The following is a 12506-nucleotide window of genomic DNA, read 5'->3' as shown; positions in this document are numbered from 1 at the left end:
CGCTGTCGAACGTCAGCCAATTGAGCCAGCCCGTGCGCAGGTAATCGAGCCACTCGAAGTGGGGTGCTCACGAAGGACAGTAGAGCCGTTTGGGTGGTAGGTGCTTAATTGGGCGCTTTAGCGTGGTCTTGTGGTCGATGTGACCGTTAGATGACCGTCCTAGCAGCACGCAATGCGGCTGGAGGTCATTTCCGGCGTCGGCGCCAGTTCAGGCACCGGCCTCGAGTACGGCGAGGTCGCGCACCGCATAACGGTGATGCTCGGCCTCTTCCTTCAGCACCACCTTGAGGCAGCGGCGCACGACGTACGCCTGGTCGGGATACGTGTCCGCCGGCCTGCGACCGCATACCCGATCGAGCTCGGCCTCGGTGAGCCCGTCGATGACACGTCGCATCGTGGCCATGCGGGCGAGCCGCGGCGCGAGTACCTCGTCGAGCGTCGGGGTGGCTTCGAGGGTGAGCCCGAGCTTCGCCGCTGTGTCGGGCGGCATCCCGCCGTAAGGGAAGCCCAACGGGTGGTACGGCGCTTCCTCCTCTAGCACGGCATTGCCGAGCCAGGCATCGCCGCCGAGTAGCAGGTGCCGTTGGGTCTCGACGAACGACCACTCGCCGTTGACCTGCTCGTGCAGCTTGGCCTCGGGCAACAGCCTGGCGCGGTCGAGTGTCGCCGCCCACATCGTCTCGATGGCATCCCAAGCAGCGCGATAGTCGTCGGGGGACGCGGCGTCACGCGCCAGCACCCGCGTGGGGTGCCGCCGGTCGAGCTCGGCCTCGACGTAGGCGGTCACGTCGACGTCGTTGACGACGAGACGCTCGAAGTCGCCACCGAGGTAGACGTCGCTCCCATAGCAGTCGACGATCTTCAGACCGCTGACCTCGCAATCGCGGATCTCGAGACCGGCAAGGTCGCACAGGTGGATGCGGGCGCCACGGAACTGGTCACTCTGGGCGTACTCAGCAGCCATCGAGGCAGTCTTCCGCACCCGTCCCGCCCGCGCCACCTTTGGGCAACTAAGTTTCGGGGCCAACCGTGTGGAACGTGCTCACGCCCGCGTCCCGCTTCGCTTGGGCAACATAGGCCAGCCGCGGGGCGCCGATCGCCCGCAACCAAGGGGGCGCCCGCCGAAGTCAGGCGATCGACGGCCGGTCTACTTGTCGTCCTTCGTGCGTCCCGACGTGCCGTTCTTTCCGGGTCGCTTGTTCGGCCGGTAGCTGGGTCCATCCATGAAGACCCGGTAGCTGGAGTTGATCAGTCGCCTGACGATCGCCGAGCGGCTCGGCATCGCGAATCAGGGCGCGCACAAGCTCTACACGACGACGCTCGCCGCGATCCCAGCGTTGGAGGTCGCCGAGTATCGAGCCGAGCAGGCCGAGCGCCTGGACGCGCTGCTCGCCAAGGCGAACGAGGTCCTGGCCGCCGGACACGTCGTGATCCATCATGGCCGCGTGGTCATGCAGGACGGCAAGCCGGTCCGCGACCATGGGCCGGTGCTCGACGCCATCAAGACCGTGCTCGCCATCGAGAAGCAGCGGGCAGAGCTCTTCGAATTCAAAGTCCCGGTGAAACAGCAGATTCAGAGGGCCCAGACGATCACGTCCTTCAAGGACGGCGACCTCGACGACCTGCGGCAACGGCGGATCACGCGCCCCATACCTGGGCAATGGCATCCGAATGGTTAGCTCCGGTGCTGGGCTCCGCGACTGCTTCGCACGGCATCGTCTTCACCTGATTCACCGGACATCAGGGGCGGCGGCACCCGGAGACGGTGGCCAAGCAGGCCGCCGCCAGTCCGCTCGCGCGGGAAGCGAGGCGAGCCGAGGCATACACGGACCTGGACTTCGGCGCAGTTCTCAGCCGCCGCCCTTGGAGAAGTGCTGGTAGTCCCATACCGTTCGGAAGGACACGGGGGATGTCGCTGGCATCCGATTGGATGAGGCTCGTGACTACTCATGATGTGGCCCGGCTGTTGCCTGATATTCCGGTGCTTCGCGATCTGTGCCGGTCCATGGCGGTGCTGGAGGCCATCTTGAGCCCGGAATGGTTCAGTCGCTACCACTCCTTCGACGCGGGCTGGAGTCCTGGGGAGGAGATGGCCTCGATGCGTAACGGCTCGGGAGACGAATACTCCATCGTCTTCTCCGCGGCGGGTGCGTACATTCGCGGCTTCGACCACGAGGCGGCGATGAGCCCGTACGGCGACGACGGACCGTGGCCGGGGGTGCTCGACTCCGTCCCCGAGGTCTTCCGCCATTGTGTGGAGGAACCGGCGTTCTGCGACGAGGACGGGATGCCGGTCGTGACTGCCTGCCTGTGGCGTGAGGTCGGCGACAGTCGTTGGCGAGTGGGGGAGATCGACTACCCGGACGGCGTGAGCGATCCCGATGGGGCGGCGGGACTGTTTGCACGGCTCGTCGACCCGTCTCCGGAGGCGTTCCGGCGGTTCGCGGAGGACTACTACGAGGTGCCCGTGGATCTCGATGCGGTGCGCCACGTCTATGCCCTCCGTCCGCTGACGCAGGCGGTGGTCACCGCGCTGAACGCTGATCTTGCCGTCAAGGACCTCGCCGACGACCTTGCGGCAGCCCGGTATCCGTCCGTTGCCAGCTGACAAGCTGGAAGACCAGCGCCCATTCCCCAGCGGTAAGTCGGGTGGCAACAGCGCCGAAGCGCGTTGGGCAGAGTGCTATACAGCAGTGCCATACAGCAACACCGTCGGCGCATTCGAGGGGTCGTCGCAACACACGTGATCAATTGCCGTCAGCGGTCAGCATAGCCGCGAGAAAGTCCGCGCTGACCCCGAGCGTTGCGGCGATGGCCGCCCGCTCCCTCGATAGCGGGGAGTGGGCGGCCGTTCGTCTTGCCTGCTCATGCGATGCGGACGGCGGCGAGATTCTTCGGGAACCGACGCATGTGGTGGGCGCCTGGCCAAGGTCGGTCACTCTGTCCAGCGTATCGGCGTGGATACGCTGACAATGGGGATCAAGGGGTCACGCTGAGGGGTGTCAGCCAGTGGATCTCCAGGTCTTCTCGTAGGTAGTCCATGCGGTGCTGCTGGAAGTGTGCGAGTTCGGGACGCGCGAGATGCGCGCGCAGGTCGTCGGCCGACCGCCACAGTTCGTAGAACACGAGCGTGCTGGGATCAGCCACGTCGCGGTGGACCTGGTACTGCATCGAGCCAGGCTCGGCCCTGGTCGGCTCCACGAATGACAGCAGCAGCCGCTCCAGCTCATCGGCGCGCTCGGGCTTCGGCCGGGCGAAGCCGTAGATGCCGACCGCCCCGCCTCCTTCAGGTACGACAATTTTCATACCTGCCGACGCTAGCCATCGGCCAGGTATGATGCAAATCGTACCTAGGAGTGAGCCATGGATCTGGGCAAGGTGTTCCGCGCGCTGGCCGACGACTCCCGCCGCCAGGTAGTGGCCGAACTCGCGGCCGATCCCGAAGACCGGGAGCGTGCCTGCGGCTCGTTCGACCTGCCGGTGAAGAAGGCCGCGCGCACGCATCACTTCCGGGTGCTGCGCGAGGCGGGGCTGATCATGCAGCGTGACCACGGCAACGGCAGCGCCGTCTCACTGCCCAGGCAGGACATCGAGCGTCATCTGCCCGGCCTGTTGCAGCTCCTGTCCGAGGAACTGGGGTCCGGCAACGCGACGGGCAGAACCGGGAACACTGCGGCTCATTAGCCCACCGGGAGCACTGGCCGTCCTGCTGCTCTCACTGGTCAGAGGCGGGCCGTCATGAGCTCGGTGAGGCGCTGTGCAGGAGTCTCCCAGCCGAGCGTCTTGCGAGGTCTGGAGTTCAGCTCGGCGGCGACGGCGTCGAGCTGGTGGCGAGTGTGAACGCCCGGTGAGCGCCCATCTCGCTGCCCTGATCCCAGGTCAAGGAGCGCTTGAGATGAGCCGGCAGCGTGGCCATGGTCTCCACCAGAGCGTCGCGCATGCGCTCGGCGCTGCGGTCGATCGGCAGGTGGACGAGGCGGCGACCTGCCAGGACAGGCCACCGACGATGATCTGCGGCAGGGTGGCGATCCAGGCTCCCGCATCCGACTTGGGCCGGCCGGTGACCAGTTTCCCCGTCCTCATCTCCGAGACCGACGCCTCGATCTTCGCCGTCCGGGCCGTGAGGTCGAGGTTGTAACGCCGGAAGGCGGCGAGTTCGCCGCATCGCGTACTGCCGAAAGTCGCCAGGAGCACAAGGGCGCAGAACCGGCGAGGCACAACATCGGCCAGCGCGTAAAACTTCGAGACGGTCAGCACGGGGCGTTCTTCGGGACGCTCCACCCCGGCGTTCTTGATCTCGAACCGCTCACCCGCGTTCTGCGGGTGTGTCGGCCCGATCTAAGGGTTGGTCGGTGGGGCGACGACCAACTCGGTGTCCGGGTCGTGGTCGGTCTGGGGAGGGCCGACGACGATCATGGTGGCTCGGGCCCACGGCTGTTCTCGCAACAAGAACGGCAGTTCCTCCAGCAGCCAGTTCGCCACGTGCTCCAGCTGCTCGGGGGAGTCACCGTCGCGGACGATCAACAAGCGCTCTTGCTCATCCAGGTCACCCTGCATCCACACCGAGGCGTCCAACCACGGGGCAAGCTCTTCGCGGATGATGCCGGTGCCCTCGACCCAGATGACGTCGGCTCCGGCGGGGATGGTGATCGATCCGGGCCGGTCGTGGGTGATCCAGGCATCAGGGCGGAAGTCCACCGCCTCACCCTGGTGCAGGGGTTGCAGGATGTTCTCGACGAGTACGGCGCCCCAGTTGAAGTAGGCGTGGTTCCAGGCGATGTCGTCGGTGTGCACGATGGCGGAGTTGGGCACCACCTTGCGTAGCCGCTCGGCCAGGGTCGTCTTGCCGGCGCCGCCCCGGCCGTCGATCGCGATCACCCGCGGACGTCCGGTGACGCATCGCGCAGCTGCCGGACGGCGTCGAATACGGTCACCACCCGCCAGCCGGCGGCCTCGGTCTCGCCTGGATGTAGATGCATCGACAACCTGTCTCCCGAGGTGAGGACAAAGATCAGCATATGAGCAGCTGCCGTCGACCAGGCCGCGAGCTCGCCGACCTGGGCAGCGTCGTTCCCTACGGATCAGAAGGTTGCGGTTTCGAGTACCTCCGGCCGCACACAGCATAAAGGCCCGTTACCAGGGAAAACCTGGAACGGGCCTTGCGTTTGTCCTGACAATCTCGGGATCTTGCTAACGCCGCTGCTAACAAGGGGCGCTCACTCGCTGATCGCCTGGGCGAAGATGTCCGCTGCCGAGCGGCTAGACACGGATGACTCCAGATAATTCATGGATCTTGATCGATGGGCCTACACTCCGATACGCGTGCCATCCCGTTCCATCTGTCCTGTTCCGTCTGTGAGACGCCTAGCAGATTCCTGACAGTCGGCAGTTCGGCCCTGCTCCGTGCCGTCCTCCCTGCCTCGATCAATGACGGAACAGGACGTTGAGTTCGCTGAAGTCAAGCGAGCCGTCCAGCGCCGTGAGACCTCCCGTGCCGAGCAGTTCCGCAGCGGCTCTGCGGGCCGCGGTGTAGGCGGCCTGGGCCAGCCCGGTGCCCAGGCTGATCCTGCGCACTCCGACCTGCGTGAGCTCGATGACACTCGGTCCACCGGCAACGGCCATCGCGTTGACCGGCAGCGGTGACTCGGCACAGAGGGTTTTCAGCATGTCCAGATCAAGCAGGCCGGGAACGAAGATGCCGTCGGCTCCCGCCTTGGCGTATGCCGCCGCGCGCGCCAGCACCTCGCCCAGTCGGTCATCGGATGCGCCTATCGCGAACAGGAAGACGTCGGTGCGCGCATTGATGAACAGTTCCGGCAGGCCCGCCGCGGCCGCCTCGTCTCTGGCGGCGCGCAACCTGGCGCTCTGTTCGGCGACGTCGAACAGAGGACCGCCGACGGCCGTGGAGTCCTCCAGATTGACGCCTACGGCACCGGCCTCGACCACCGCCCGCACGGTCGTGGCGACATCCGCCGGGGTCGGTCCGTACCCTCTCTCCACGTCGACCGTCACCGGCAAGTCGACAGAGTCCACGATGCGCCGCGCGGCCTCCACCATCTCGCCCCGGCTCAGCCGTTGCCCGTCACCGCGGCCCAGTGACCACGAGACTCCACCGCTGGTCGTGGCAATTGCCGTGGCGCCGACAGCGGCGATCACAGCCGCGCTGGCGGCGTCCCAGGCGTTGGGGAGCACCAGCACGGAATCGGTGCTCAGGCTGCGGAACAGCCGGGCCTTCCTCTTGGCTACGGCATCGGGGGAGGGGGAAATGTCAACAGACATGTGCATGACCGCCTTGGCGTTGTTCTGCTTCTCGGCACCCTGCCGTGGGCACCTGCTCCGGGGATGCTGCCGGGCAGGGGACCGAGCGTCCACTGATTAAGCTCGGACCGAATAGTGGAGGCGGGATGAAGGCGCGGCTGACCTTTTCGGTGAACGATCTGGCCGAGACCCGGTTCGCTGTCTCGCCCATGTGGGAAGTCGTCACCAGCTTCAGAGCGCTGGCCGCTGCCGCGGTGCCGGGCCCGCACCGCGGCTGGGCCGACCAGGTACGCCTGCGGCTCGCAGCCGCGAGTCTCGATCGCGGTTGGCTGGCCGACATGATTCCGCCTGTCGGCCACCTCCCCGACTTTCTCAACCCGACACCGGCGACCGCATCCCCCGACCTCTCCGACGAGTTGGCCGCCATCGCGGCCACCGAACCTGAGCAGGTACGGCGGGACCTCGACTGCTTGGCCGCCGAGCGTGAAGGCCGGTTGTCCCCTCGGCTGCGGGGCCTTCACCGGACCCCTTGGACCTACCTACCTCGGATCGTCGCGGAGATCGAGGTCTACTGGCGGCTTGCGCTAGCGCCCTACTGGGCCAGGATCCGATCAGTGCTGGAGGCGGACGTCTTTCACCGGGGCCGCCAGGTGGCCGAGCAGGGTACGGCCCAGGCGCTCGACGAGCTGCACCACACGGTGCGGTGGGCCAACGGCAGCCTCCACCTGGTACAGCGGCACTGCGCCATCACCAGGATCGAGACCGGAGCGGGGCTGCTCCTGGTGCCGTCGGTCTTCGCCTGGCCGCGGGTGCTGACCCGGTTCGTCGGGTCGGAACCACCTCAGCTGGCCTACCCGGCACGCGGGATCGGCACGTTGTGGGAGCGCCGGACACATGCGCACATGGAAGCCCTCGCCGCCGTGATCGGCCGATCCCGGGCGCTGATCCTGGCCGAACTGGACTCACCCGCCTCGACCACCGAACTCGCCCAACGGTCGGGCCTTTCCGCGGCGGGCGTGTCCCAGCACCTCACCGCGCTGCGGGCCGCCGGCCTGACCAGCACGCACCGAGCGGGCCGCTCGGTGCTCTACGCCCGCACCGGCCTCGCCGATGCTCTGCTCACCGCACAGAAGTGAAAGCCTGCTCGAAGCGACGTTGATCGAGTGCGCGGCCTGTATGCCGGCCGTGTACAGCAACAGGGCGGACAGCACCGCATCACGGCGTACGCTCGCCCAGCGACGCCAGCCGTCTATGTTGCGGCTGGCTCCCGTGAAGACAAGCGTCGGGGTTGTACTCCCAGGTCCGGGCGCCACTCACCCACGACCTCTCGGCGCGCGGATGCCGTGATCTCGTTGATTTCGGCCAAGGCTGAGTCCAACTTGACTCTGTCGGTCGTGGTGGTGACCTCCGTCTCCAATGCGTGCTGGCGGGCCGCTCGGGCGGGATAGCGCTGAATCGCCACAAACTCCCCCCATTGCTGCAAGAAATTCTGCAGAGGTGCCACGGTGCTCTGCCGCGCCGCCTGCTCTGTCGCCTGGTCGAGGTGGTCGACAAACTGGCTGAGGTTCCGGAACGCCTATGTGATCGGACTGTCGGGCAGGCTATGCGCTGTGTTCGTTGCTGGTGGGGGCGGGCGGGTTCGTCTCGTTGTGATCGAGGGTGGCGTACCAGGAAGCCAGGACTTTGAGGGCGTCGTGGTCGGGGGTGCCGGGTTCGGCGCTGAGGGCGGTGAGGGTGAGGCCGGGATCGTTGGGTACGGGCAGGGCTTCGAAGGCGAGGGTGAGGTCGCCGATGGCGGGGTGGTGGAAGCGTTTGATGCCGGTGTGGTGCAGGCGCACGTTGTGTGCGGCCCACAGCGTGCGGAATGGTTCGCTTCGGGTAGACAGCTCGCCGATCAGGTCGCTGAGGTCGCGGTTGTAGGGGTCCTGTCCGGCTTCGGTGCGCAGCAGTGCCGCGGCTGCGGCGCGCTGGGCGTCCAGTTCGGTCATGTACTCGGCGGCGCCGGGGTTGAGGAACTGGTAGCGGGCGAGGTTCACCGGCCGGGCGGGGTCCTGGAAGAGGGGCCAGTACAGGGCCTTGCCGAGGCGGTTGGTGGCCAAGATGTCGAGGCGGCCGTTGCGGATGAAGGCGGGTGCGTCGGTCATCGCGTCCAGCAGCTGTTGTAGGGCGGCCCGGATGGATTGGGCGGCGCGACGGCGTGTGGGCCGTCGCGTGGTGCTGGCGGTGTGCGCCAGGTCCAGGAGATGGGCGCGCTCGGATTCGTCAAGCTGCAGGGCGCGGGCGAGAGAGTCCAGGACAGCCTCCGAGGCGCCGGAGAGGTTGCCACGCTCCATGCGCGCGTAGTACTCGGCGCTGACCCCGGCGAGCATCGCGACCTCCTCGCGGCGCAGTCCGTTGACACGCCGGTGCCCCGAGGCGGGCAGGCCGGCCTGCTCCGGCGTGATCTTGGCGCGGCGGCTGGTGAGGAACTCGCGGACCTCGCTGCGGTTGTCCATGTGTTCGAGGCTACGACGATCCCGCCGAACAAGGGGTGTACTGCCAGTACACGTATCAGCGGGTCCTTCCGCACGCCCCTGACCTGCCGTTTGATCGATATCAGGCCAGCACTGGGCCGCCCGTCCGCTCCAGCGGCGCACACCGCGGTTCGGGACGGAATGGAAGCCGATGCCCGTTTCCCGTTGCTGCGGGGACGTGCCGGGCATCGGCGCGGAAAGGAGCCGTCGATGTCGGAGAACAAGAAGCCCGAGGGCCCTCGGCAGCAGTTCGGTGATATCGCGCCGGCGCTGGCCGGTTACAGCGAGGACGTGCTGTTCGGGCAAGTGTGGGAGAACCGGGACCTGTCTCCACGAGACCGCAGCCTGATCACAGTGGCCAGCCTCATCACCAGCGGCAGCACCGAACAGCTCGCCTTCCACCTCGGCAGGGCGCGCGAGAACGGGGTCAGCGACAAGGAGCTGATCGAGACGGTCACACACCTGGCGTTCTACGCCGGATGGCCCAAGGCCATGTCCGCACTCACCGTTGCCAGGAGCGTTCTGACCGATTCTTGAACTGCCCCGTGCCCCGAGGAGGTGCCGCCGCCACCGTGTGGCTGTGCAGTCCCGGTGCCAGCTTCGTCATCGGCGTCGCCCTGCCCGTCGACGGTGGCTTTATCGCCCACTGAGTCCCCAAGGCTCCGAGGCGTGCGCAGCCCCGGTTCCGCATAGACCGAGCGACGCCAACATGCCGGGAACCATCTGCGGGCGACTCGTCACGTCCCCGAATGCCCATCGCAGCGCAGCCCGCCCATGAACCTGTAAGGAGCGTCATCATGGAGTACGTCCGTCTCGGTACCACTGGCCTGAGGGTGAGCCGGCTGGCTCTCGGCTGCATGAGCTACGGCGACCCCACCATCCCGAGAGCCCATCCCTGGGCGCTGACCGAGGACAAGGCCGCGCCGTTCTTCCGCCAAGCCGTCGAGCTGGGCATCACCTTCTGGGACACCGCCAACGTCTATCAGGCCGGCACCTCCGAGGAGATCGTCGGTCGCGCCATCACCGAGTACTCCCGGCGCCAGGACATCGTGCTCGCCACCAAGGTTCGCGGCAAGATGCACGACGGCCCCGGCGGTGAGGGCTTGTCGCGCAAGGCCATCCTCGAACAGGTCGACGCGTCCCTGGCCCGGCTGGGCACCGACTACATCGACCTGTACCAGATCCACCGCTTCGACGACGAGACGCCGGTCGAGGAGACGATGGAGGCGCTGCACGACGTCGTCAAGGCCGGCAAGGTCCGCTACATCGGCGCCTCCTCGATGTACGCCTGGCAGTTCGCGAAGCTCCAGCACGCCGCCGACCTCGGCGGATGGACCCGCTTCGTGTCCATGCAGAACCAGTACAACCTCCTGCGCCGGCAGGATGAGCCGGAACTGATGGCCATGTGCGGCGACATGGGCGTAGGCCTGGTGCCCTACTCGCCGAACGGGAAGGGCCGCCTCGCCCGCCCCACCGGCGAGCAGAGCACCCGCTCCCGTACCGACCACGTCGTGCAGTCCTTCGACAGTCCGTACGACGAGCCTGTCATCAACGCCGTGCAGCAGGTCGCGGAAACCCGCGGCGTGGCCATGGCTCAGGTCGCTCTCGCCTGGGTGCTGCGTAACCCGCTGATCTCCGCGCCCATCGTCGGAGCCACCCAACGCCATCACCTTCAGCAGGCCGTGGACGCGCTCAACCTTCACCTCTCGGACGAGGAAGCGGCCACCGTGGAGGAGCCCTACACCAACATCGGGCCGTCTTGGTTCTAACACCGCCCAGGGCTGGACTCTTACGCTCAAGCTGGTGAACAAGCTGGGCAGGCTGTTCACTCCGCCGGCCGAGCCCGTCCCTGCCGGATCCGGTCGTGGAGCGCCATGCAGATGAACCGAGTCGCCATCGTCGGGTCATGTGGGAGCGGCAAGTCTCACGTGGCCCGCGAACTCGGCCGGCTGCTGGATGCACCGGTCACCCATCTGGACGCGGTCTACTTCGACGACGAGTGGAACCCGCTGCCACCGGAGAAGTTCGAGGCCGCCCAGCAAGAGCTGGTCGCGGCCCCGCGCTGGGTCATCGACGGCAACTACAACTCCTCGCTGCACGTCCGGCTCCAGGCGTGCGACACCGTGGTGATGATGGATGTGCCCACCTGGGCTGCCCTGTGGGGGATCTTCTCCCGCCAGGTCCGGCATGGCGCCGGCCAGCACACCTCCGGCGTCTACAACCGCATCCACTGGGGCGTGCTCACCTATGTGGCCACCTACCGGAGACGCATGCGGCCCAAAGTGCTGGCAAAGATCAACGAGCTGGCCGCAGGCAAGCGCGTGGTCTTCCTCACCGGCCGCGCCAAAACGCGCCGCTGGCTGGAGCAGGTAGCCGCCAACCGCTGACCTGCGCGGACGTGTCCACGGCGCATCGGCTGCTCGGGTGGTCTCCGGCCACGGACCTGCTCACCGATATGACCGCGCAACTCGAATGGCTCACCGCCAATCGCAGCCGTTCACCCATTGCGGTAAAGACGGTCTGAGCAATGCTCGTCTGCCGCCGCCTCACGCCGTAGACGACGCGAAAAGTAAAGGTCCATTGTTGTCACCGGGCAGGGCGGGCCCAGGCCAGTTTGATCGGAGTCAGCAGCGCCAGCGCGGCCAGCGCGAAGGCGGGGAGCAGGGCCCAGCGCAGCACCTGGTAGCCCACCTCCTGCTGTTTGGTCATGGTGCCGAGCGAGGTGCCGATGCTTTCGTACACCTCATCCAGCGAGTTGGCCGTCCGGGCGTTGTAGGCGCGTCCGGCGGTGCCTTCGGCCAGGGTGCGCAATGTTTCCTCGTTGGGTGGGACGTCAAGGCGGTGGCCGTCGATCTCGACGGTGCCGTCGGGCGTGCCGAAGGCGATGGTGGAGACCGGCACTCTGGCCGCGGCGGCGGCCTTGGTCGCATCGGGTACGACCCGGCCGGAGGTGTTGTCGCCGTCGGACAGCAGCACGATGGCCGCCGGCGGTGGATCGCTCGCCGCGTGCTGGTCGAAGGAGCGGATCGCGTCCAGACCGGAGAAGACCGCTTCGCTGATGGCGGTTCCGGGAGCGGGCTTCAGCGCGTCGATCGCCCGGATGACCGCCGTGTGGTCGAGGGTCGGCGCCACCACCACCGCCGCGGATCGGGCGAAGGAGATCAGGGCGACGTTGAACCGCTCGGGCAGGCTCGTGATGAACATCTTGGCCGAGCTCTTGGCGGCCTCCAACCGGGACGGCGGAATGTCGGTGGCGATCATCGACAGGGACACGTCGATGGCCACGATGATCGTGGCCCGCTCGCGGGGAACCTGAACGGAGGCGGCCGGGCGCGCCGCGGCCAGGATGAGCAGAGCCATCAGCACGACGAACACGGCCGCCGCGATATGCCGTGACCAGCCAGGACGGCAGGGCGCGATCAGATCGAGCAACCTCGGGTCGGTGAAGCGCGCCATCTGCCGGGGCCGCCTGAACTGGACGGCGATGTAGCCCGCCACGACGACAGCCAGGACCGCGAACGACCACAGCCAGCCAGCGGCCAGAAAGGCCATGCGCCCTCCCCATAACCCATCGGCAGGGGGGACAGGGCCAAGTCTAGTTCCAACGCCGTTCAGTTAGGGCGGGGCTCTGTTCGTCAAGGCCTGTGAACGAGGGAGCGGAGCTGCTGTAGAAGAGGTCTGTCACTCCAAGACATCCTCACTACAGGAGCTCCGCTGTTGGAACAGGTTGCCATA

Annotated in this window: 14 protein-coding genes and 1 pseudogene; 8 read left to right on the top strand and 7 right to left on the bottom strand. The window is 67.1% G+C overall.

All coding sequences use genetic code 11. The features are described 5' to 3' along the window. Positions 1 to 208: 208 nt before the first annotated feature. Positions 209 to 964 carry a DinB family protein gene (locus AB0B91_RS62190; protein WP_358342280.1) on the bottom strand — a complete coding sequence of 252 codons (756 nt, stop codon included), beginning with the start codon at positions 962 to 964 and terminating at the stop codon, positions 209 to 211. A gap of 280 nt (positions 965 to 1244) precedes the next feature. Here AB0B91_RS62190 and AB0B91_RS62185 point away from each other — a divergent pair, with 280 nt between their 5' ends. Then, positions 1245 to 1679 carry a hypothetical protein gene (locus AB0B91_RS62185; protein ID WP_358342278.1) on the top strand — a complete coding sequence of 145 codons (435 nt, stop codon included), beginning with the start codon at positions 1245 to 1247 and terminating at the stop codon, positions 1677 to 1679. Positions 1680 to 1939: 260 nt separating this feature from the next. After that, positions 1940 to 2608, top strand: coding sequence for a hypothetical protein (locus AB0B91_RS62180; protein ID WP_358342276.1), 669 nt, complete (start codon positions 1940 to 1942; stop codon positions 2606 to 2608). Positions 2609 to 2979: 371 nt separating this feature from the next. Here the strand turns inward: AB0B91_RS62180 and AB0B91_RS62175 are convergent, their stop codons facing one another. Continuing rightward, on the bottom strand, positions 2980 to 3306 hold the full coding sequence (locus AB0B91_RS62175; RefSeq protein ID WP_358342274.1) for a putative quinol monooxygenase: 327 nt from the start codon (positions 3304 to 3306) through the stop codon (positions 2980 to 2982). Positions 3307 to 3363: 57 nt separating this feature from the next. Here AB0B91_RS62175 and AB0B91_RS62170 point away from each other — a divergent pair, with 57 nt between their 5' ends. Continuing rightward, entirely contained in the window at positions 3364 to 3684 is a 321-nt protein-coding gene (locus tag AB0B91_RS62170) for a helix-turn-helix domain-containing protein (RefSeq protein ID WP_358342272.1), read from the top strand. A 38-nt stretch (positions 3685 to 3722) separates the two neighbouring features. Here the strand turns inward: AB0B91_RS62170 and AB0B91_RS62165 are convergent. Further along, a pseudogene (locus AB0B91_RS62165) lies at positions 3723 to 3976 on the bottom strand (IS30 family transposase); the annotation flags it as partial. Between AB0B91_RS62165 and AB0B91_RS62160 the strand changes: the two are divergent. Further along, positions 3896 to 4138 (top strand): hypothetical protein, encoded by a 243-nt coding sequence (locus AB0B91_RS62160; RefSeq protein WP_358342320.1) that lies wholly within the window; start codon positions 3896 to 3898, stop codon positions 4136 to 4138. The pseudogene AB0B91_RS62165 and the gene AB0B91_RS62160 sit on opposite strands and share 81 nt — an antisense overlap. 200 nt (positions 4139 to 4338) lie before the next feature. On the opposite strand, the gene AB0B91_RS62155 is transcribed toward AB0B91_RS62160, so the two are convergent. Then, positions 4339 to 4878 (bottom strand): hypothetical protein, encoded by a 540-nt coding sequence (locus AB0B91_RS62155; RefSeq protein ID WP_358342271.1) that lies wholly within the window; start codon positions 4876 to 4878, stop codon positions 4339 to 4341. A 546-nt stretch (positions 4879 to 5424) separates the two neighbouring features. Continuing rightward, entirely contained in the window at positions 5425 to 6279 is an 855-nt protein-coding gene (locus tag AB0B91_RS62150; RefSeq protein WP_358342269.1) for an isocitrate lyase/phosphoenolpyruvate mutase family protein, read from the bottom strand. A gap of 125 nt (positions 6280 to 6404) precedes the next feature. Here AB0B91_RS62150 and AB0B91_RS62145 point away from each other — a divergent pair, with 125 nt between their 5' ends. Then, positions 6405 to 7394: a DUF5937 family protein gene (locus tag AB0B91_RS62145; protein ID WP_358342267.1), complete on the top strand. Its 990-nt coding sequence runs from the start codon at positions 6405 to 6407 to the stop codon at positions 7392 to 7394. Positions 7395 to 7859: 465 nt separating this feature from the next. Here AB0B91_RS62145 and AB0B91_RS62140 read toward each other — a convergent pair whose 3' ends face one another. After that, entirely contained in the window at positions 7860 to 8753 is an 894-nt protein-coding gene (locus AB0B91_RS62140; RefSeq protein ID WP_358342265.1) for a helix-turn-helix transcriptional regulator, read from the bottom strand. A gap of 228 nt (positions 8754 to 8981) precedes the next feature. Here AB0B91_RS62140 and AB0B91_RS62135 point away from each other — a divergent pair, with 228 nt between their 5' ends. From AB0B91_RS62135 to AB0B91_RS62125, 3 genes are all read left to right on the top strand, one after another. Then, positions 8982 to 9308 (top strand): carboxymuconolactone decarboxylase family protein, encoded by a 327-nt coding sequence (locus AB0B91_RS62135; RefSeq protein ID WP_358342263.1) that lies wholly within the window; start codon positions 8982 to 8984, stop codon positions 9306 to 9308. Between the two features lie 260 nt (positions 9309 to 9568). Continuing rightward, complete coding sequence (locus AB0B91_RS62130) at positions 9569 to 10540, top strand: aldo/keto reductase (protein ID WP_358342261.1); 972 nt, start codon at positions 9569 to 9571, stop codon at positions 10538 to 10540. Between the two features lie 111 nt (positions 10541 to 10651). After that, positions 10652 to 11158, top strand: coding sequence for a topology modulation protein (locus AB0B91_RS62125; RefSeq protein WP_358342259.1), 507 nt, complete (start codon positions 10652 to 10654; stop codon positions 11156 to 11158). A 199-nt stretch (positions 11159 to 11357) separates the two neighbouring features. Here AB0B91_RS62125 and AB0B91_RS62120 read toward each other — a convergent pair whose 3' ends face one another. Next, positions 11358 to 12323, bottom strand: a complete 966-nt coding sequence (locus AB0B91_RS62120; RefSeq protein WP_358342257.1) for a VWA domain-containing protein — start codon at positions 12321 to 12323, stop codon at positions 11358 to 11360. Between the last annotated feature and the right edge of the window lie 183 nt (positions 12324 to 12506).

The organism is Nonomuraea sp. NPDC049141, assembly GCF_040648415.1.
In the GTDB taxonomy this organism is placed as follows: domain Bacteria; phylum Actinomycetota; class Actinomycetes; order Streptosporangiales; family Streptosporangiaceae; genus Nonomuraea.
This window is presented reverse-complemented; position numbering and strand designations above follow the sequence as displayed.

Coding starts and splice junctions, on each gene's coding strand:
- AB0B91_RS62190 (WP_358342280.1), bottom strand. CDS start 964: ATGGCTGCTGAGTACGCCCAGAGTGACCAGTTCCGTGGCGCCCGCATC.
- AB0B91_RS62175 (WP_358342274.1), bottom strand. CDS start 3,306: ATGAAAATTGTCGTACCTGAAGGAGGCGGGGCGGTCGGCATCTACGGC.
- AB0B91_RS62170 (WP_358342272.1), top strand. CDS start 3,364: ATGGATCTGGGCAAGGTGTTCCGCGCGCTGGCCGACGACTCCCGCCGC.
- AB0B91_RS62160 (WP_358342320.1), top strand. CDS start 3,896: ATGAGCCGGCAGCGTGGCCATGGTCTCCACCAGAGCGTCGCGCATGCG.
- AB0B91_RS62150 (WP_358342269.1), bottom strand. CDS start 6,279: ATGTCTGTTGACATTTCCCCCTCCCCCGATGCCGTAGCCAAGAGGAAG.
- AB0B91_RS62145 (WP_358342267.1), top strand. CDS start 6,405: ATGAAGGCGCGGCTGACCTTTTCGGTGAACGATCTGGCCGAGACCCGG.
- AB0B91_RS62140 (WP_358342265.1), bottom strand. CDS start 8,753: ATGGACAACCGCAGCGAGGTCCGCGAGTTCCTCACCAGCCGCCGCGCC.
- AB0B91_RS62135 (WP_358342263.1), top strand. CDS start 8,982: ATGTCGGAGAACAAGAAGCCCGAGGGCCCTCGGCAGCAGTTCGGTGAT.
- AB0B91_RS62130 (WP_358342261.1), top strand. CDS start 9,569: ATGGAGTACGTCCGTCTCGGTACCACTGGCCTGAGGGTGAGCCGGCTG.
- AB0B91_RS62125 (WP_358342259.1), top strand. CDS start 10,652: ATGAACCGAGTCGCCATCGTCGGGTCATGTGGGAGCGGCAAGTCTCAC.
- AB0B91_RS62120 (WP_358342257.1), bottom strand. CDS start 12,323: ATGGCCTTTCTGGCCGCTGGCTGGCTGTGGTCGTTCGCGGTCCTGGCT.